This window comes from Novosphingobium lentum NBRC 107847, from assembly GCF_001590965.1.
Lineage (GTDB): Bacteria > Pseudomonadota > Alphaproteobacteria > Sphingomonadales > Sphingomonadaceae > Novosphingobium > Novosphingobium lentum.
On sequence record NZ_BCTW01000001.1, the window covers coordinates 16,462 to 34,316 of the forward strand.

Annotated in this window: 18 protein-coding genes; 5 read left to right on the plus strand and 13 right to left on the minus strand. The window is 65.0% G+C overall.

The features are described from left to right. Positions 1-9 precede the first annotated feature (9 nt). Positions 10-1,668 carry an FAD-dependent oxidoreductase gene (locus NL2_RS00100; protein ID WP_068070446.1) on the plus strand — a complete coding sequence of 553 codons (1,659 nt, stop codon included), beginning with the start codon at positions 10-12 and terminating at the stop codon, positions 1,666-1,668. 167 nt (positions 1,669-1,835) lie between these two features. Here NL2_RS00100 and NL2_RS00105 read toward each other — a convergent pair whose 3' ends face one another. The 4 genes from NL2_RS00105 to NL2_RS00120 are packed head-to-tail and all read right to left on the minus strand — an operon-like array spanning position 1,836 to position 4,530. Beyond that, on the minus strand, positions 1,836-2,636 hold the full coding sequence (locus NL2_RS00105; protein ID WP_084355744.1) for an SDR family NAD(P)-dependent oxidoreductase: 801 nt from the start codon (positions 2,634-2,636) through the stop codon (positions 1,836-1,838). Positions 2,637-2,685: 49 nt separating this feature from the next. Beyond that, positions 2,686-3,606: an AraC family transcriptional regulator gene (locus NL2_RS00110; protein WP_245647503.1), complete on the minus strand. Its 921-nt coding sequence runs from the start codon at positions 3,604-3,606 to the stop codon at positions 2,686-2,688. After that, complete coding sequence (locus tag NL2_RS00115; protein WP_068070450.1) at positions 3,606-4,043, minus strand: carboxymuconolactone decarboxylase family protein; 438 nt, start codon at positions 4,041-4,043, stop codon at positions 3,606-3,608. Before NL2_RS00115 ends, NL2_RS00110 begins: the two co-directional genes overlap by 1 nt. Positions 4,044-4,071: 28 nt before the next feature. Continuing rightward, on the minus strand, positions 4,072-4,530 hold the full coding sequence (locus NL2_RS00120; protein ID WP_068070452.1) for a limonene-1,2-epoxide hydrolase family protein: 459 nt from the start codon (positions 4,528-4,530) through the stop codon (positions 4,072-4,074). Positions 4,531-4,778: 248 nt separating this feature from the next. Here NL2_RS00120 and NL2_RS00125 point away from each other — a divergent pair, with 248 nt between their 5' ends. Next, complete coding sequence (locus tag NL2_RS00125; protein WP_068070456.1) at positions 4,779-5,930, plus strand: protein kinase family protein; 1,152 nt, start codon at positions 4,779-4,781, stop codon at positions 5,928-5,930. Between the two features lie 212 nt (positions 5,931-6,142). Here NL2_RS00125 and NL2_RS00130 read toward each other — a convergent pair whose 3' ends face one another. After that, the gene (locus NL2_RS00130; protein ID WP_068070458.1) at positions 6,143-6,667 is read right to left on the minus strand and encodes an ester cyclase; all 525 of its coding nucleotides are present in this window, start codon (positions 6,665-6,667) and stop codon (positions 6,143-6,145) included. 186 nt (positions 6,668-6,853) lie between these two features. On the opposite strand from NL2_RS00130, the gene NL2_RS00135 reads away from it, so the two are divergent. Together NL2_RS00135 and NL2_RS00140 are read left to right on the plus strand one after the other, a co-directional pair. Beyond that, positions 6,854-7,312 (plus strand): nuclear transport factor 2 family protein, encoded by a 459-nt coding sequence (locus tag NL2_RS00135; RefSeq protein WP_068070460.1) that lies wholly within the window; start codon positions 6,854-6,856, stop codon positions 7,310-7,312. Between the two features lie 43 nt (positions 7,313-7,355). Beyond that, positions 7,356-9,689, plus strand: coding sequence for a membrane-bound PQQ-dependent dehydrogenase, glucose/quinate/shikimate family (locus tag NL2_RS00140; RefSeq protein WP_068070462.1), 2,334 nt, complete (start codon positions 7,356-7,358; stop codon positions 9,687-9,689). A gap of 29 nt (positions 9,690-9,718) precedes the next feature. Here the strand turns inward: NL2_RS00140 and NL2_RS00145 are convergent, their stop codons facing one another. From NL2_RS00145 to NL2_RS00155, 3 genes are all read right to left on the minus strand, one after another. Beyond that, on the minus strand, positions 9,719-10,645 hold the full coding sequence (locus tag NL2_RS00145; protein ID WP_068070463.1) for an SMP-30/gluconolactonase/LRE family protein: 927 nt from the start codon (positions 10,643-10,645) through the stop codon (positions 9,719-9,721). A 103-nt stretch (positions 10,646-10,748) separates the two neighbouring features. After that, positions 10,749-11,984, minus strand: coding sequence for an acyl-CoA dehydrogenase family protein (locus NL2_RS00150; RefSeq protein WP_068070465.1), 1,236 nt, complete (start codon positions 11,982-11,984; stop codon positions 10,749-10,751). A 34-nt stretch (positions 11,985-12,018) separates the two neighbouring features. Beyond that, a complete protein-coding gene (locus NL2_RS00155) occupies positions 12,019-12,930 on the minus strand; it encodes a VOC family protein (protein ID WP_169799440.1) in 912 nt (303 codons plus the stop codon). A gap of 240 nt (positions 12,931-13,170) precedes the next feature. On the opposite strand from NL2_RS00155, the gene NL2_RS00160 reads away from it, so the two are divergent. Next, the gene (locus NL2_RS00160) at positions 13,171-13,806 is read left to right on the plus strand and encodes a TetR/AcrR family transcriptional regulator (RefSeq protein ID WP_068070468.1); all 636 of its coding nucleotides are present in this window, start codon (positions 13,171-13,173) and stop codon (positions 13,804-13,806) included. A gap of 41 nt (positions 13,807-13,847) precedes the next feature. Here NL2_RS00160 and NL2_RS00165 read toward each other — a convergent pair whose 3' ends face one another. The 5 genes from NL2_RS00165 to NL2_RS00185 all read right to left on the minus strand — a co-directional run bounded on the left by NL2_RS00165 (position 13,848) and on the right by NL2_RS00185 (position 17,844). Further along, a complete protein-coding gene (locus NL2_RS00165) occupies positions 13,848-14,297 on the minus strand; it encodes a globin (protein WP_068070470.1) in 450 nt (149 codons plus the stop codon). Next, positions 14,290-14,604, minus strand: a complete 315-nt coding sequence (locus tag NL2_RS00170) for a 2Fe-2S iron-sulfur cluster-binding protein (RefSeq protein ID WP_068070472.1) — start codon at positions 14,602-14,604, stop codon at positions 14,290-14,292. The genes NL2_RS00165 and NL2_RS00170 overlap by 8 nt, the downstream gene beginning before the upstream one ends. Beyond that, positions 14,601-15,854, minus strand: a complete 1,254-nt coding sequence (locus NL2_RS00175) for a cytochrome P450 (protein WP_068070474.1) — start codon at positions 15,852-15,854, stop codon at positions 14,601-14,603. The genes NL2_RS00170 and NL2_RS00175 overlap by 4 nt, the downstream gene beginning before the upstream one ends. Before the next feature lie 33 nt (positions 15,855-15,887). Further along, positions 15,888-17,177: a cytochrome P450 gene (locus NL2_RS00180; protein WP_068070476.1), complete on the minus strand. Its 1,290-nt coding sequence runs from the start codon at positions 17,175-17,177 to the stop codon at positions 15,888-15,890. Between the two features lie 103 nt (positions 17,178-17,280). Beyond that, positions 17,281-17,844 carry a 3-phenylpropionate/cinnamic acid dioxygenase subunit beta gene (locus NL2_RS00185; protein ID WP_218006079.1) on the minus strand — a complete coding sequence of 188 codons (564 nt, stop codon included), beginning with the start codon at positions 17,842-17,844 and terminating at the stop codon, positions 17,281-17,283. Between the last annotated feature and the right edge of the window lie 11 nt (positions 17,845-17,855).

The following is a 17,855-nucleotide window of genomic DNA, read 5'->3' on the forward strand; positions in this document are numbered from 1 at the left end:
GAGGAATTCATGAACAACGAATGGGACGCGATCGTCATCGGATCGGGCGCGGCGGGGCTGACGGCAGCGGTGACCGCGGCGCGCAAGGGCCTCAAGGTTCTGGTCGTCGAAAAGACCGACGTGTTCGGCGGAACCACCGCGATTTCGGGCGGCGGCATCTGGATTCCGGGCAACCATCACATGATCGCCGCCGGCATTCCCGAACCCGCCGGTGCCGCGCGCAACTACATCGCCACGCTGGTCGGCGAAAAGCTGAACACCGCTGCGCTCGACGCCTATCTGCAGGCCGGGCCGGAAATGGTGCGCTTTCTGGAAGACCAGACCGAAGTCGCCTTCGCGCTGGCCGATCATTCGCCCGACTGGCATCCCGAGATCGACGGCGCCAGCAAGAACGGTCGCCTGCTGCGGCCGCTCGAATACCGCACGCAAAAGCTCGCTGGCTATGCCGACGAACTGCGCCTGCCGCGCAGCGAATTCAACGCGCCGGTCGGCTTCATGATCGATCTGCCCGATCTGCCCCATCTCGACGCGATGAAATCCTCGCCCAAGTCGATGTTCTACATGCTGAAGATCGTCGGCCAGTACGGGCTCGACAAGCTGATGGGCCGCAAGCGCGGGTCGCGCATCACCATGGGCAACGCGCTGGCCGCGCGCCTGCTGCGCTCGGCGCACGACGCCGGCGTCACGCTGTGGCGCAACACCGGCGTCACCGGCTTGATCGGCGGGCCCGACGGCATCACCGGCATCCGCGTGGAGCGCGATGGCAAGCCGCTGGAACTCAGCGCGAAGAAAGGCGTGGTCCTGGCCACCGGCGGTTTCTCGGCCAACGAGCAGCTACGCCGGGCGTACATGCCCTACCCCGATCAGCACATCTCGATCATGGCCGGGTGCAACACCGGCGACGGCATGAACATGGGGCTTGAGGCGGGCGGCACGATCGACGGAGAGAACGTCGCCAACGGCGTGTGGTCCGTCGTCTCGACCATGACCAAGCCGGATGGCTCCAAAGCGATCTATGCCCACCTCATCGACATGGCCAAGCCGGGCTGCATCGCGGTCGACAAGTCGGGCAAGCGCTTCGGCAACGAAGCCTCGAACACCTTCGTGGAATTCATGCACAAGGCCGGCGCGGTTCCGGCGTGGCTGGTCGCCGATGCCGCGTTCGTCAAGAAGTACGGCCTGGGCCTGTCGCTGCCCGGCGGCGGCGCGATCAAGAAACTGGTCGCGGCAAACTACCTGATCGAAGGCGCCACCATCGCCGAACTGGCGGGCAAGATCGGAGTCGGCGCGGCCGCTCTGGCCGATACCGTGGCCCGGATGAACGCTTATGCCAAGACCGGCACGGACCCCGAATTCCACAAGGGCGAGGCCGCGCTCGATCGCGACCTTGGCGATCCGCGCCACACCCCCAATGCCTGCCTAGGCCCGGTCGAAACCGCGCCGTTCTATGCGGTGCAGATCTATCCCGGCGACGGATCGACCACCGTGGGTTTGCGCATCGACGGCGAAGCGCGGGTACTCGATGCCTCGGGCAAGGTCATCCCCGGCCTGCACGCGGCGGGGCTGGATGCCAACTCGATCTGGCGCGGCAACGCCCCGGCGCATGGTTGCAATGTCGGCCCGGCGATGACGCTGGGCTACATCGCGGCAAGAAGCCTCGCGGCTTGACGGGAATAAAGGAAATTCTCAACAACACCCGCTCGTCCTGAGCCTGTCGCAGGACGCTGGCCTTACTTCAGGTTCAGCACCCTTCGACAGGCTCAGGGTGAGCGGTTCATGGGGTCGTGACGCAGAAGCTCCGCAACTTGCGTTCATCCGCAACAGGATACTGCACGTTAGCCAGCGCCTTCCATGAACGCCTTGAGATCGGCGTAGTGTGGCTGGTGGATCAGCCCGCCGCCCGAGATCGAGATGTTCTCTCCCGTGATATAGCGCGATTCGTCCGATGCCAGGAACGCCACCAGCGCGGCAATATCGTCGGGCGTGCCGAATTCGGGCGTCAGGATGTGGCGCTTGATGATGTCCTTCAGCCCCGGCACCGTCTTGTCGAGCGCCTCGGTCAGCACCACGCCCGGCGCGATGCTGTTGCAGCGGATGTTCTGGCTGCCGTGTTGCGTGGCGACATAGCGGGTCAGCGTGATGATCGCGCCCTTGGTCGAGCCATAGGCGATGCGCGCCAGATCGCCCGCCGTGCCCGAATTCGACGCGGTGTTGACGATCGATCCGCCGCCGTTCGCGATCATGTGGGGAATGGCATAGCGGCAGCCGAGCATGTAGCCGGTCAGGTTGACGTTCAGGATTTCCTGCCAGATCGCCAGCGGGATATCGACCGTGGTGCTGTCCTGCGCCGATTTGACCGGATCGGTCATCGCAGCATTGTTGTGCAGGATGTCGAGCTTGCCGAAATGGCTGACGGTCTGTTCCACCAGCGCCTTGACCGAATCCGCATCGGCGGCGTCGAACGCGACCGCGATCGCCGCATCGCCCAGCGTTTCGGCCACGCGCTTGGCCGATTCCTCGAAGATGTCGGCCACCGCGACCCGCGCGCCTTCGGACACCAGCCGCCGCGCGACCGCCGATCCGATACCGCCGCCGCCGCCGGTCACGATCGCCACTCTGCCTGCCAGTCTGTTCATGCGTGTTGGTTCCTGATGTTGAAAGCGGCCCGGCAGCGACGTTTGCTTTTTATTGCAGCAAGCCCGGCCGGAATCTGAAATCGCGCGGCGTCGTGCCGGTGGCAGCGCGGAACGCGGCGGAAAACGCCGACGAGCTGCGGAAACCGCACCGCCAGCTGACTTCCTTGATGCGCAGTTCATCCGAGGCGAGCAGTTCCTTGGCCAGATCGATGCGGCACCGCGCGATGAAATCGCCGATGCTGCCGCCGGTGGCCTGTTTGAACACGCGCGCCACGTTGCGCGTGCTCATCCCGCAGGCCCGGCCGATGTCCGAAATGCTCAGCGCGCTCGACAGGTTTTCGCGGATGTATTCCTCGATCCGCCGCGCCTGATGGGGCAGGACCAAGCCGTTCATCGGATCGTTGGCGAGCTGCGACCAGCGCGCCAGCTCGACCGTGGCACCGATCGCCATCGCTTCGAGCAGGGGACCGGCCGCAAACCCCGGCGAGACCAGTTCACCCGCGATCGCCAGCAGATAGCGGCGCAAGGTCAGGTTCTGGATATCGGCATGCGGCACCGCGTCGGCCAGCGGATTTTCACCTTCGAACACTTGGTCCAGAAACGCGTTGCCGAAGGACAGGCACAACAGCTTGCGCTTTTCGAGCGCCGGCTGGCCCCAGTAGATCGCGTCGGGCGGCAGATAGAGCACGCTGCCCGAATACTGCGGTTCCGACCAGCGATCAGAGCGCAGGATGCTGCGCCGCATGCTGCCGTCGAGCGAAATGTCGAGGTAATGGCGTTGCGGCAACAGGTGTCCGGCGGACGGACGGACCCAATCGTACTGGCGGATGTCCATCGTCAGGTCATGCGAAGCGAACCGCGCGAGAATCTCGAAACCTTGCACGAACTCGCGATTCTGGTGGGACCAGTCGCTTTCGGGCCTGATCAGCGCGGCACCGTCGCCTCCTCCGGTTCCGACAAGCGGCACCATCAATTGCGCTCCCTGGCTTTTTTGGCCTTGGCTTTGCCGGGTTTGGCTTTGCCGGCTCTGGTCGCGTTCACTTTGGCTTTGGCGGCCTCGATGCCCCGGAACAGCGCCGATGCGTTGCCGGCGCCGGCATAGAACAGCAGGAAGTGCGGGATCAGTTCCAGCTGATCATCGGTGAATTCATCGTTGAGCAGCGCGCCCGTCACTTGCGTCTCGATCAGGTCGGCCCGGCCCAGCATGGTCGTGAGGCCAAGGACCATCAGCCGCTTTTCGCGAATGGTCAGCGCCGGGTCGGCCCACAAGTTGCGGAACTGGTTGGTGACGATTTCCTGGTTGAAGCGATTGCCCTTGTACGGCTCCATCATTTCGGAAAAGCCCGCGCCATAGACGGCATCGACCGCTTCGCGACCTTGCGTCCAGGCCTCATCGTTCGTGGTCACGCGCGTCGCTCCTCCGCTCGGGCCGGGGTCAGACTTCAACCTGGGTGTCCATCATCTGGCGCATGGTTTCGCCAGACACGCCGATCTGGTCGGCGATATCGAGCATGTCCCAGTATTCGCGCCAGAACACGATGCGGTCATTGTCATCGACCGTGAAGATCCCGGCGACGTTGGTGATGATTTCCTTGTCGCCATCGAGCAGGCGCACCCGGTCGACCCGCTCGGTAAACACGGTGTCGCCCGAGCTGGCGATGTTGAGCAGCTCGCAGTCGCAATCCTTGTAGATGCGATACTGGCGTTCTGCTTCGCGGCAGATGCCCTCTGCGCCGTAGACGACATTGGCCAGCGGCACGACCGCCTGCCAGCGCGCATCGGGTGCCAGCGCGGCGCGGATCTTGTCGAGGTCCAGCCTGGCGGTGTGAAACAGCGCCAGAAATTCCTTTACCGCAGTTTCCTTGCTGTTCGAGGTTTGCGTGCTGTTCGCCATGGCTCACTCCATCCCCTCGCCGCCGGTTTCGGCTGACAACTCGATTTGGACGGTGCGGGCATGGCATCCACCTTCCTATTGGCAGGGTCCAATCGCGCTTCTGCGCCCAGAAACTTCCCGAAACAGGCAGAGGAACCACACGACCGAACTTTGGACGGGAGACCGGCAGTCCGGTCGTGCCGGCCCGCAAACACCCGGCCAGACCGGAACAAACGAATTTTTGAAAACCTGAGAGAGGAGCACGATTGATGACGCAGGAAGCTGTAACAGAAGCACGGGTCGTGGATCACAACCCCGTCCCCCGCCCTTATCCCCGCCGCACCGATCTACTGCCCACCGGTCGCTTCACGCCCGACGCTGCCTGGCTGGGCGCGCTGATGGCCAACAAGTACCCCGGCGTCGTTGCCAACAGCATGGAGGTGGTCGAACTGTTCGACAGCCACACCACCAAGCTGCGCGTCGCGGTGGACTGGAACGCGGCCGGCGTCGCTGCCGGACTGCCGCGCAACTTGTGCATCAAGTCCAACTGGTCGGGCATGTTCGACGATGTCGACATTCACGCGCTCGAGGCGCGGTTCTACCATTTCCTCACCGACAAGCTCACCTGCCAGACGGCCACGTGCTACTATTCCGATTGGGATGATGACGGTTCGGGTCGCGGTGTGGTCGTTCTGGAAGACCTGATCGATCGCGGCGGCAAGTTCGGCCACAGCACCCAGCATTGCGGCATCGACGTGATCGCACAGAACCTGGCCGATCTCGCCAAGCTTCACGGCGGACTGTGGAACAGCCCGCTGATCACGCCCGAAGCCGCGCCCTGGCTGCCCACCTCGATGAACGTTCCGGTCGATCACGATCAGGTGCGCATCATGTGGCACTGGATCGGCGAAAACCTGAAGGACGACAATTTCCGCGCCATTGCGCCCAAGCACTATCTCGACGATCCGGAGCGGGTATCGCGCGCCTACGACAAGCTCACCGAATACGAGCGTGCGTTCGATGCGCCCTATTGCGTGATCCTGGGCGATTGCCACCAGGGCAACACCTATATCCTGCCGTCGGGCGAGCGGCTGTGGCTCGACTGGCAGCTGGGCCGTCGCGGTCGCCCGTGGCGCGATCTGACCTACTTCACCGTCGGATCGCTTACGGTCGAGGAACGACGCCACCACCACAAGGATCTGGTCGCGCATTATCGCGATTGCCTGATCCGGGAAGGTGCGACCGACGTGATCGACCTCGACACGATCTGGAACGAGCAGATCCCGCGCTGGGTGATCTACGGGATCCAGGCCTGGGTCGCCAACATGGACTACTGGGGCCAGAACGGCCTGCCCATGAACGAGCGCTTCTTCGCCGCCGGCGAAGACCTCAACACCTGGAAGATCCTGCTGGGCGAATAAGCCCTCGAACACCCGGCGCTCAGACTGCCCACCCCCAACCCCTCCCGCTTGCGGGAGGTGAGCGAGACTGGCGCCTTCGCAGTAGGCGCTGGTCACAGCGGGGTGGGCATCGAACTGGCCCGCTGGCCAACGACATTTGCCCAACGACGAAAGGGCGCGCTCCGCAAGGAACGCGCCCTTTATGTTGCGCGGCAGTGGCTGCCGCGCGCGCCTTACTTGTAAGGGTCGACCGGCTGCGGAACTTCGATGACTTCGAGGTCCTTGAGCATCGTCAGCACGTCGGAGATCGAATAGATGTGATCGATCTTGTCGCCGCGGAAACGCAGCCACGAGAACCACAGCACGTTCAGGTCGTTGCCGGTGGGCTGCACGCCCATGTAGGGGCCGCCGGTGTGCTTGCCGTGGTGATGGCACAGCACGCAGATTTCGTCTTCGCCACGGCCCCACGCCTTCAGCGTGCGATAGATGCTGGGCGGGAACGTCTTGTACAGGCCCTGCGGCGAGGTCTTCCAGACGAAGTACGTACCCAGATCCGGCCGGTTGGGGTTGTCGTACGTCATGGTGTCGGTGTTGAAGAACGCGTCCATGCCGTCCCAATCGCCGCGATTGATCACTTCGTGGAGGTTCATCCAATGCTCGGTCATGAACTTCTGGCGCGGGGTAAGACCGTCCGTGATTTCATCGCGCGTTTCCTGCGACAGGACGAAATCGGCTTCGGTAAAGGGGGCAAGGCCCATGTCAGTCTCCTAGATATACCGCGTGTCGCGGGGGTGTGTTCGGGCTTGGCCGGAACAGCATCCCGGCGGGCGGTCCACTCTTTGGCGAGCGGACCTTGCGCTTCAACCTACCATTGGAGAGGCGGGTTCGGGTCTGCACGCGTGCGAATGCCCAGCGGTCAGAAAAACGATAGGTGGGAACGAGCGATGGCGATCAGTGTGCAGGAAATGTCCGACCGGTTCGAAATCCAGGATCTGCTGGTCGGCTATTGCTATGCGGTCGATGCGCGGGATTTCGACAAGCTCGACGAATATTTCACCGCCGATGCGTTCATCGATTATTCGGAGATGGCGCTGTTCAAGGGCACGCTGGCAGAGACCAAGGCATTCCTCACGGCCAGCTTCCAGCAGGTCCTTGCTGCGCAGCATGTCGTGTCCACCACGCGCTACGAATTTGCCGCCGATGGCCAGAGCGCCAAGACCAAGACCGTCTGCTACAACCCGATGACCGTGACCAACACCGTCGAAACCGACACGATGATCTGCGGCCTGTGGTACATCCACGATCTGGTGCGCACGCCGGAAGGCTGGCGGATCGCAAAGCTGTACGAGGAAAAAAGCTACATGATCGGCGTGCCGGAATGGCTCAAGGGTCAGATGGGCTGACCCCGTTCCCCGCCAGCCAACCCCAAGCCGGACCGGAAAATCGATGCAGCGTTTCCTGAACACCACATTCCTCATCCTCATGCTGGCCACGGGTGCCGCGCTGGCCGTGCTCGGAACGCAGCTCGCGATGCTGGGCGGGTCGGCATGGTATCTGGTGAGCGGGATCGTCATGCTGGCAACGGCGGTGCTGGGCTTGCGCCGCAAAGCCGCGTCGATCCGGCTGTTCTGGGCGTTCCTGCTGGCCAATCTGGTCTGGGCGCTGTGGGAAGTCGGCCTGGATGGCTGGGCGCTCGCACCCCGGCTGGCGATGCCGTTCTGTCTTGGCCTGTGGATGCTGTCGCGCGCGTATCGCGGCCACGTCGGGATTGCCGACCCACTGCCGGGTGCCAAAGTCCTATGGCGCGGACTGGGCCTTGCCATCGTCGTTTCGGTGGCTGCGCTGTTCTGGCTCAATGCCACCCCGCCTGCCACCAGCGCGGTCTATGGACCTTCGCCCACCTCGGCCGAGGATGGCGAATGGACGTCCTACGGCAACGATCGCGGCGGCTCGCGCTTCTCCGCGCTGGCGCAGATCACGCCGGCCAATGTCGGCAATCTCGAACGCGTGTGGAGCTTCCACACCGGGCCCGCGCCTGCAGGCAGCAAATCCTCGTTCCAGACCAACCCGCTGAAGATCGGCGACAAGGTCTATATCTGCACCGGCAGCAACGACGTGATCGCGCTCGATGCCGAAACCGGCCGGCAGGTGTGGCGCCATCGCACCGGCACGGACACCAAGGGCGTTTATGGCCTCAGCTGTCGCGGCGTGACGTACTATCGGGTGCCGGGCGCCACCGGACCCTGTTCGCAGCGGATCTACACCGCCACGATCGACGCGCGCCTGCTGGCAATGGACGCCGGTGACGGGCGCAGCTGCACCGGGTTCGGCATCAACGGCGTGGTCAGCCTGCTCGACGGCATGACCCCGGTCGACAAAGGCTATTACTTCGTCACCTCGCCGCCAGCGATCGCGCGCGGCAAGCTGGTGCTGGGCGGCTGGGTAACCGACGGCCAGCACACCGGCGAACCATCGGGCGTGGTCCGTGCGTTCGATGCGGTGACCGGCCGCTTCGCCTGGGCGTTCGACGCGGGCAAGCCCGATTTCCATGGGCTTCCGCCAACTGGACAAGGCTTCACCCGGGGCACGCCCAACAGCTGGGCGCCGATGAGCTCCGACGACGCGCTCGGCCTCGTTTATGTGCCCACCGGCAATGCCACGCCCGATTATTTCGGCGGCCACCGCACTGCCAACGACGACCGGTTCTCCAGTTCGGTCGTGGCGCTCGATGCCGGGACCGGCGCGGTGCGCTGGTCGTTCCAGACCACGCACCACGATCTGTGGGACTATGACGTTCCGGCGCAGCCGACGCTGGTCGACCTGCCGGGCGGCATCAGGGGATTGCTGCAGCCGACCAAGCGCGGCCAGATCTTCTTTCTCGACCGCGCCACGGGCAAGCCGCTGCTGCCGGTGGCCGAACAGCCGGTGCCGCACGATGGCGTGCCGGGCGAGCGGGTTTCGCCCACGCAGCCGTATTCCGTTGGCATCCCGGCGTTCGGTGGCCCGCGCCCGACCGAGAAGGGCATGTGGGGCCTGACCCCGATCGACCAGGCGATGTGCCGCGTGCGGTTCCGTCAGGCGCGGTTCGCGGGCGACATGACCCCGCTTTCGACCACGAAGCCGACGCTCACCTGGCCCGGCTATCTCGGCGGAGTCGATTGGGGCGGCGTGTCGGTCGATCCGGTTCGCCAGCTGATGATCGTCAACAACAACCAGGTCGCCAACTACAACATCCTGATCCCGCGAGCCGACGCGGACAAGATGGGCATCAAGCCGATGTCCGCCGAGCATATGTCCGACGTGGGCGGGCCGGTGGCGCAGCAGGGCGTGCCGTACGCCGCGCACGTTGCCCCGTTCCTGTCGCCGCTGGCCATTCCCTGCCAGCAGCCGCCTTATGGCCATATCAACGCGGTCGACTTGCGCACCGGCAAGATGGTGTGGAGCCGCCTGTTCGGCACGTCGCGCGATAGCGGGCCGCTGGCCCTGCCAACCTTCCTGCCGATCCCGATGGGCGTGCCCAACATCGGCGGATCGGTGATGACGCGCAGCGGGCTGGTGTTCATCGGCGCGACGCAGGAACACGCGTTCCGCGCCTATGACGCCGCCAGCGGACGCGAACTGTGGCGCGCGCGCCTGCCGGCCGGCGGCAATGCTTCGCCGTCCACCTACTGGTCGAACAAGAGCGGGCGGCAGTTCGTGGTGATCGCGGCGGGCGGGCACGGCGCCATGCTGTCGGGCGAAAGCGACGAGATCGTGGCCTTCGCCCTGCCGAAGCGGTAGGGCTCGCCAGCTTCTCCCATCCGGCTCGATCAGTTGAAGGCGAGTTCCAGTCCGGGCACGTCCCAGTCCAGCACGGCCACGCGCCCGGTGCTGCCCATCGTCACGTAGGCGGTTCGGCGGTCGGGGCCACCGAACGCGACGTTGGTGGTCAGAAAATCGGGAATCGCGATCATCTCCGGCACGCCACCCTCGGGCGGAAAAACCAGGACCGCGCCGATGCCGGGCGATGCGCAACAGATGCGCCCCGCGCTATCGACCGCCAGACTGTCGAGATACATGCCCGGCCCGGCGCGGCCCACGATCGTGCTGCCGTTGGGCATGTGCGACGCGGACGGGTCGATCACCCCCGGACCCGACAGGTGGAAGCTGATGAGATGTCCCTCGAACGTCAGCGCGACATAGAGCGTCTTGCCATCGGGTGAGAGGCCGACGCCGTTTGGACCATCGAGCGGCGCGACCACCTCGCGGATTTCCGATCCATCAGCCTTGGCGTAATACAGCGCGCCGCGCATCCGCGCGCGGCCCCGGTCGCGCCCGAAATCGGTGAACCAGAACCCGCCGGCATCATCGAACACGATGTCGTTCGGGCCCCAGAACGGGGTCGCGTCGGTGTGGTCATACAGCGTCTCGAAGGTGCTGGTTGCCAGATCGACCACCTGGATCGAACCCGGCGGCGTATCGAGCGGCGCTTCCAATGGCAGCAGCCCGCCATCGGGCAGAACCATGTGCTGGAAGCCGCCGTTGTTGCACACATAGCAGCGCCCGTCCGGACCGATCGCCGCGCCATTGGGCCCGCCGCCCAGGTCCGCGACCGTCGACTTCGTCCCATCGGGCGCAATCCGGGTCAGCCGCCCGCCCAGCACTTCGACCACGATCAGGCTGCCGTCGGCCATCGCGACAGGGCCTTCGGGCAGCCACAGGCCGTCGGTGAGATAGCCTTTGATCCGTGCGCTCATGCCGCCCTCTCCCTGTGCATCGTCAGGGCAGCTTGCGGGTGAGCCGGGGCCGGCTCACCCATCTTAAGGAGGGGGCGCCGGGCACCTACCCGCCCGGGCCGGATCAGATGAAATCGGGATGGGCGATGTTCGGCTCGATCCCGAGCAGCGCCTTGCCGAGAATCTCATAGCCGACGTAAGGCAGGTTGGCGGTATGGCGCATGCCGAAAATGCAATCGCGATACAGCCGCTGCAGATGGTTGGCGTCGTTGAATGCGCTCGATCCGGCCAGGAACATCAGCTTGTCCACCGCCTGCGACACCAGATCGACCGCAATCGAGCCCTCACCCTTGCTCAGCGCGCGCTGGGCCGCGGTCAGCGGCTGGCGGGTCAGGCCGACCTGATCGACCAGATCGACGTTCTTGAGCGTGACTGCGATCGCCGCATGAATCCGCGCCGCCGCTTCGCCCAGCTGCGCCTGCGCGTTCACGCATTGCGACTGGTCGGCGTAAGTCGTGTACAGAATCTTGCGGCCGTGCATGGCGTTGGTCACGCGATCGAGAATTTCCAGCGCCGCCCCGCCGACCACGCAGTGCGCCGTGGCGCGCAGGAACGGCATGAACGGCCAGTAATCCTGCGGTTCACCGACGTGGCGCTTGCCCGGGTGGTGATTGGCCATGCCGTGCTGCGCCACGAAATCGAACTGGGCGGTGGGAATGAACACTTTGTCGACCACGATGGTGTTCGATCCGGTGCCCTTCATCCCGATCATGTGCCACGTCTCCTCGATGGTGACGTCGCTCATCCGGACATAGGCATTGCCGCCGTGTTCGACCCTGCCGTCCGGGTGATGGACGTTGCAGCCCAGTTGCGCCCAGTCGGCATGGTAGCAGCCCGACGCATACGGCCACCGCCCCGAGAGCAGGTAGCCGCCGTCGACCGGCTCAAGCTTGCCCGGCGGGTTGGCGACGGCACAGATCACCGCCTTCCTGCCATCGCCGAACAATGCCTCTTGCGTGGCGTCGGGGGTCAGGCTCGCGGCCCAGGTGCTGCCGTGATAGACCGTATAGACCCAGCCCACCGACGGATCGGCGCGCGCGAGTTCGGCCCCGACCAGCGACATCGCCCGGCAGCTGGTGCCATATCCGCCCCAGCGACGGGGCAGCGCCATGTCCCAGAACCCGGCATCGGTCAGCGCATCGACGACTTCGTCCGACAGGCGGCCCTTGTCCGAACAGGTTTCCGCGCCTTTCAGGATCACCGGGTACAATTCCCTGGCCCGGCCGACGAGCTCCTTTTCGGCCTGTTCGTTGTAGCCGGTGTCGGCGATCTCGGTCTTCCAGGCGACTGCGGTTGCCATGATGATGGTTCCTTGTTGTGATCGGGAAACTGGGTCAGCCGTCGGCCAGCGCCGGCGTGCGGTCGTGTTCTTCGGCGTTGGCGATGAAGCCTTCGGGCAAGGGCGGACCCCACAGGTAGAAGGCATCGACCGGGTCGTGATCGCCGGCCTCCCATGTCGCGGGATCGACCTGGTCCAGACCCGTGGTCAGCTCGGCGTGGCTGCCCCAGGGGTCGGCGATGTAGTGGAAGAAGTTCGAGCCCAGCACGTGCCGGCCAAGGCCCCAGCCGCGTGCATGGCCTGCCTCGGCAAGACGGTTGGCGCGCAAGCCGATGGCGTCGATCGTGCCCATTTCCCAGCTGTGGTGATGCAGGCCCGAGGTGGTCGATCCGACCAGCGCCAGAATGTGGTGATCGCCGCCGTGGCCGGAATGCAGGAACATCAGGCCATCGCCGCACCGATCGGACAGGCGCAGGCCCAGCACCGTGCCGTAGAAGGCGAGCGCCGCCGGCGCGTCGCTGGCAAAGATCGCGACGTGTGACAGCGCCAGCGGCCGGGCAGCCGGTGCCTGGCTGTGCAGCGGGGCGTGCGGCAGGACCAAAGCCTCGTGGCGCGGGGCCGGTGCTCTCGCTGCTCGAATGTCCAGCCGGATGCCATCGGGGCCGTCGAGCATCAGGGCATCGTCGCCCTGTTCAAGGATCGTGGTGCCGAAAGCCAGCGCCGCTTCGACCAGCGCCGCGATGTCTCCGGGGCGGCAATCGAAGCGCAATCCGGTCAGGCGGCGGCGGGATGCGCCGCGCAAGGTGATACCGCTGCCGTCGTCGGCTATGCCGACCAGACCATCGCCCTTGTCGGCCGTGTGCAGGCCCAGTGCCGCAGCGAATTTCCGCGCCGCGTCGAGATCGACCACGTCCAGCGTCAATCCGCTGACCCGCGTGACCGCGAGCGTCGCAGCGCTTGTTTTCATCGAACCGCCGTTCACCATGGCCCGCTCTCCTTGCGGCCAAACAACCATGCGACGGCGGGCTAATCGTTGATCCAGGTCAACTTGTTGGACAGAATTTGTATTACCTGTTCATATGCAGTCGCGGAAAGTTGCCGGAAGTGGCCCGATTGGGCCGCTTCTGCAGCCCCGCGAACGCGAATTATCCTGCCAAGCCCGTGCCGATGGCCCGGACGCCGCAGCGACTTTGGGGAACACCTGGCGATGTACGTTTCGCTTGCGCGCAATTTCGATACGGTGCCGTGGACCGGGGCGCTGTCGCTCGATCGTCCGCCCGCCAGCGTGCTCAAGATCCTGAATGGCGCGCTGCAGGCGCTGGGCGAACGCGGTGCGGAACGGCTGTCCATGAGCACGATCGGCAAGCTGGCCGGCGTTTCGCGCGGCACGCTTTACCGCTATTTCAAGACCAAGGAGGACGTGCTGCGCGCGGTCAGCGAACATGTGTCGCTGGCGTTCGAGAACGGCATCCGCGACGTCGCGACCGGCATCGCCGATCCGATCCAACGGCTCCACTGCGTGCTGCGCTTTCACAATGAATACAGCACTCTGCAGGAAGCGGACAAGATGCTGATCGTCGACCCGGTGTTCGTGGTGAACTTCTTTCACAACCACGCGCCGCGCCACCGCGCTGCGCTGCTCGACGCGCTGGGGCCCAGCCTCGATCATTTCGACCGGCACAGGGCCAGCCCGATCGACCGCGCAGCCGTGGCCGACTTGCTGGTGCGGCTGCAGACCAGCCGCATCATCCTGCGCACCACCGACCGATGGAACGATCGCTGGGACAGCTTTTCGGCGCAGATGGAACAGATGCTGCGCGGCGATCCCCGTCCCGCCAACTGAACGCCCGGCCAACTGAACGTCCGGCCAACTGATCCGACCGGTTACCTGCCGCGCTTGCGGGCCAGCGCGGCAAGGAATTTGCCGGTTTCACACTTCCACGCCGCTGCCATCCCAGCCGTCCACGCCGGACCGTTCAGGTCTCGGACCGTTGCCGTCAGGGCCTCGATCCAGTGGCCGTACAGGTCTTGGCCGACCACGCCATAGGCGACATGATCGGCGGCGATCGTGGCCAGGGTCGGTCCGACATAACTTTCGCCGCCCGCCTGATCGAGCAGGATGGTCAACATTTCCGCCAGCATCCGGCCACGGGCCTGCGGATCGAGCGTGTCAAGCTGGAACAGGGCCTCGGCCTTCGGCGCCAGCTCGAAGAACCGGGCAAACACGAGCGGCGTTATATCGCCGCCGTGGTCCGCCGCCCGCTCGAACGAGGCATCGAGCAGCGCCGCGTTGTCCAGCTGGCCCGCCGGCTCCAGCTGCAGCGTGTCAGGCATACTGGCTGATCGGGACGGCAACGGTCAGGCCATCGAGATCGGGGGTGATGGCGATCTGGCAGGACAGCCGGGTGCGCGGCGCGGCATCGTCGAGCAGCGATTCCTCGATTTCATCGATCCCCGGCAGCCGGTCGAACCAGCTTTCCGCCACTTGCACCTTGCAGGTGGCGCATGTCGCGCAGCCGTTGCACTCACCATTGATGCCCGGCACGTCGTTGTCGACCGCCGCGCGCATCAGCGTGGTGTCGGGATCGACATCGACCGTGCGCTGCGTTCCGTCGTGCAGCTGGAAGGTGATTCTGGTCATCGCGAGGCCCCCTTCGATCCGGCAGCAGCGGCCAGCAACAGTGGAACGGCGCGGGGCTGGATGACACCGCCCAGATCGGTCAGCACCTCGACGCTGCTGTCGTAACGGAACTCGGGCAGTTCGCGCAGGATGGTGTTCATCGCCACGGTCAGTTCGCGCCGCGCCAGATGATGCCCAAGGCAATGGTGGATGCCCGAACCGAACGCGAGATGGGTCGGCCGCCGGTCGATACGGAATTCCTCCGGGTGATCGAACTGCTCGGGATCGTTGCTGCCCAGCAGCGTGGCCATCAGCACCTTGTCGCCGGGCTTGATCGTCACCCCGCCGATCTCGATTTGCTTGATGCAGGTGCGGAACGTGCTTGCGGGCGAATAGAACCGCAGCATTTCCTGGATCGCATCGGGGATCAGCGCGGGATTGGCGCGCAGTGTGCGCTGCAATTCCAGATCGTTACCAAGGTGCCGGAACTGCCAGCACAAGTTGGTGGTCACCGTGTCCAGCCCGCCGATAAACAGGTTGAAGCAGAAGCCGACCACTTCATCGTCGGTGAGGTGGCGGTCACCGATCCTGGCGTTCAACGCAAAGCTGACCAGATCCTCGCCCGGATGGACGCGGCGTTCCTTCATCACGTCGCGGAACAGGCCGACGACGTTGCGGGTCGCGGTCTGCAGGTGTTCCATGTTCAGATCGTGGAGCAGCATGTGCTCCCATGCCATGAACTCGTCCATCCGCTCCAGCGGCAGGCCCAGCAGATCGAGCACGATCGACACCGGAAACGGCACGGCGAACGCGGCGCGGAAGTCGATGGCCGGTTCGTCGCGGAATTTCGCGACCAGCCCCTCGGCCACCGACGTGACCTTGGCTTCCAGCTTCTTGAGCGCGGCGGGGGTGAACAGCGGATTGAGCAGCGCGCGGTACTGATCGTGCAGCGGTGCGTCGGCTTCGGCCGGAACGTTGCCCCAGCTTTCCCCGATCATCATCGCGAACGGGGCAAAGCCCTTCACCGTGAAGTGGGTGTCATCCGCATAGATCGCGCGCAGATCGGCAAAGCGGCGGACGACCCATGCCGGCGATCCGCCCGGATAGGCGTCCATCGCGTAGAACACCGGCGGGGCGAAGCGGTGCACGTCATGGACCATCCGGTCATACGGATTGCCGCTGGTGATGTTGCCCAGCACGAACGGATAGTTGCGGACCAGCTCGGCCGGAACATGGTCTGGCACGGGTTGCATCGTGGTGATGAAGTTCATCGCGAAATCCTCTCAGGGTAATGGCGCCGACCGTCAGACATCCCATTCGACGGGAATGGTATCGGCGCCGCGCAAGTTCAGGCCGCGCACGAACGCGGGCGCCGATCCGGCCGCAGGGCGCAGGTTCGGCAGATCGAGCAGGGCATCGAGCGCGATCTCCAGCTCGGCCAGCGCCAGGTGCATGCCCATGCAGATGTGCGGGCCGAACCCGAAGCTGAGCAGTGGGCGCATCGGGCGCTGGATCCACAGCTCGTCGGGGCGCTCGTACGTTTCGGGATCGCGGTTGGCCGACGCGATCGAGAGCGAGACGGCAGTGCCTTCGGGGATCGTCACCCCGCCGACGACCATGTCCCGGGCGGCGATGCGGGCGAGTGCCGCCGCGGTCGGATCGCGGCGCATGGTCTCGTTGATCGCCCTGGGGATCAAGCTGCGGTCCTGCCGGATTTGCTCCATGACGTCGGGCCGTTCCAGCAACTGCACCATCATGTTGCCGAACGCGCGCGTGGTGGTTTCGCCCGCCGCCAGCAGCAGCATGCGCACGAACGCGGTGATGTCGTTGTCGTCGAAGCGTTTGCCGTCGATATCGACGCGCATCATGTAGCCGATGACATCGTCGCCGTCGGTTCCGGCAGCACGCCGCGCGGCCACGATCGGCAGGATGGTCTGGTGCATCTCGATCCCGGCCGCGATCGAGGCCGGCCCGGTAACCTTGGCCACTTCGGGATCGAACTGCGGACCGGCCAGCACCCGCAGCGCCAGGCCAGCGAGCTTCTGCACCACCCGCGCATCGTCGGGAAAGCCCAGATAGGCATAGGCGACGCGCAGCGGGAACGGCAGGGCAAAGTCGCGCATCAGGTCGGTCTTGCCCAGCGGACGCATCGCGGCGACGTATTCGTCGCGGATGATCGGCGCGATCAGCGTGTCCATCTGCTTGCGCACTTCAGAGCGCAGGAACGGCCGCGAAATCAGGTCGCGGTATGTGTCATGCACGTCGCCGTCCATGCCGGTGAACAGCATGTTGTCGACCGCCGCGCCAAACCCTTCGGCCAGAAGATAGCTCTTCCAGTTGACCGGGTCCTTCAGAACCGCGTGAACGTCCTTGTAGCGGAACAGCGACACGATCGGCCGGCCCGAACGCATGAAATCCGCCTGGCTGGGGACTTCGTATTCGGCCAGCACATCGCCCTGCATGACGGGGCACGCGCTGCGCTTCTGTTCGAGCATCGGATACGGATTGGCGGGGCAGCGACCGGTGTAGGTGTCGCTGACCAGGCGGTAATCGCCCAGCATCTTGTCGAGCGGATCGATCTGATCGACTCCCATGGCGAAACTCCCGTGGCAGGGTTGGGTAAGGCGGCGTGGCGCGAAGACCGCAGCAGGGCATTGTCCCGGCCGCCGCTTCGCGCCGCACGTGTTCGATTTCAGATCACAGGAAGATCGCCAGGTTGGGCATGCCCAGCACGACCTGATCGATCAGCACGATACGATGCGCGAGCAGATAGCGTTCGCCGTTCCACCGCAGGCGATCGTTGCGCTCGGCGCTCAGCTGCTTGTAATCGCGCGCGTCGGCGCGGTTGCGGGTCAGCAGCAGATAGCTCGACACCTTGTATTCGCCGGGAATATCGGTTTCCCACACGGATACGTTGGTTACGAAGCGGCGCACGCGCGATGCCGGGTCTTCCGCCCATGCGCTCTTGGTCCCGGTCAGGCGCTGCACGCGCGCGGTCATCGAGCCGTAGTCGTCGTCCATGTGGCCGACATCGCTGAATTCGGTGTCGAAGCCCTGCACCCGCCGGGTCAGGCGGACCGGCACCTTGTAGATCAGGTCCTCGGCCAGATACGTCTGCCATTCGTCGAGCTGGCGGTGATCGAGCAGGCGCGCCTCGCGGATCATCCAGGTCATGATCTGGTTGTAGACGGGCGAGCCGTAGGTGACTTCGGTCAGCGTGCTGCTGGTGGTCGCAGGCTTCATTTCGGTTGAAATGGACATGGTTCAATCCT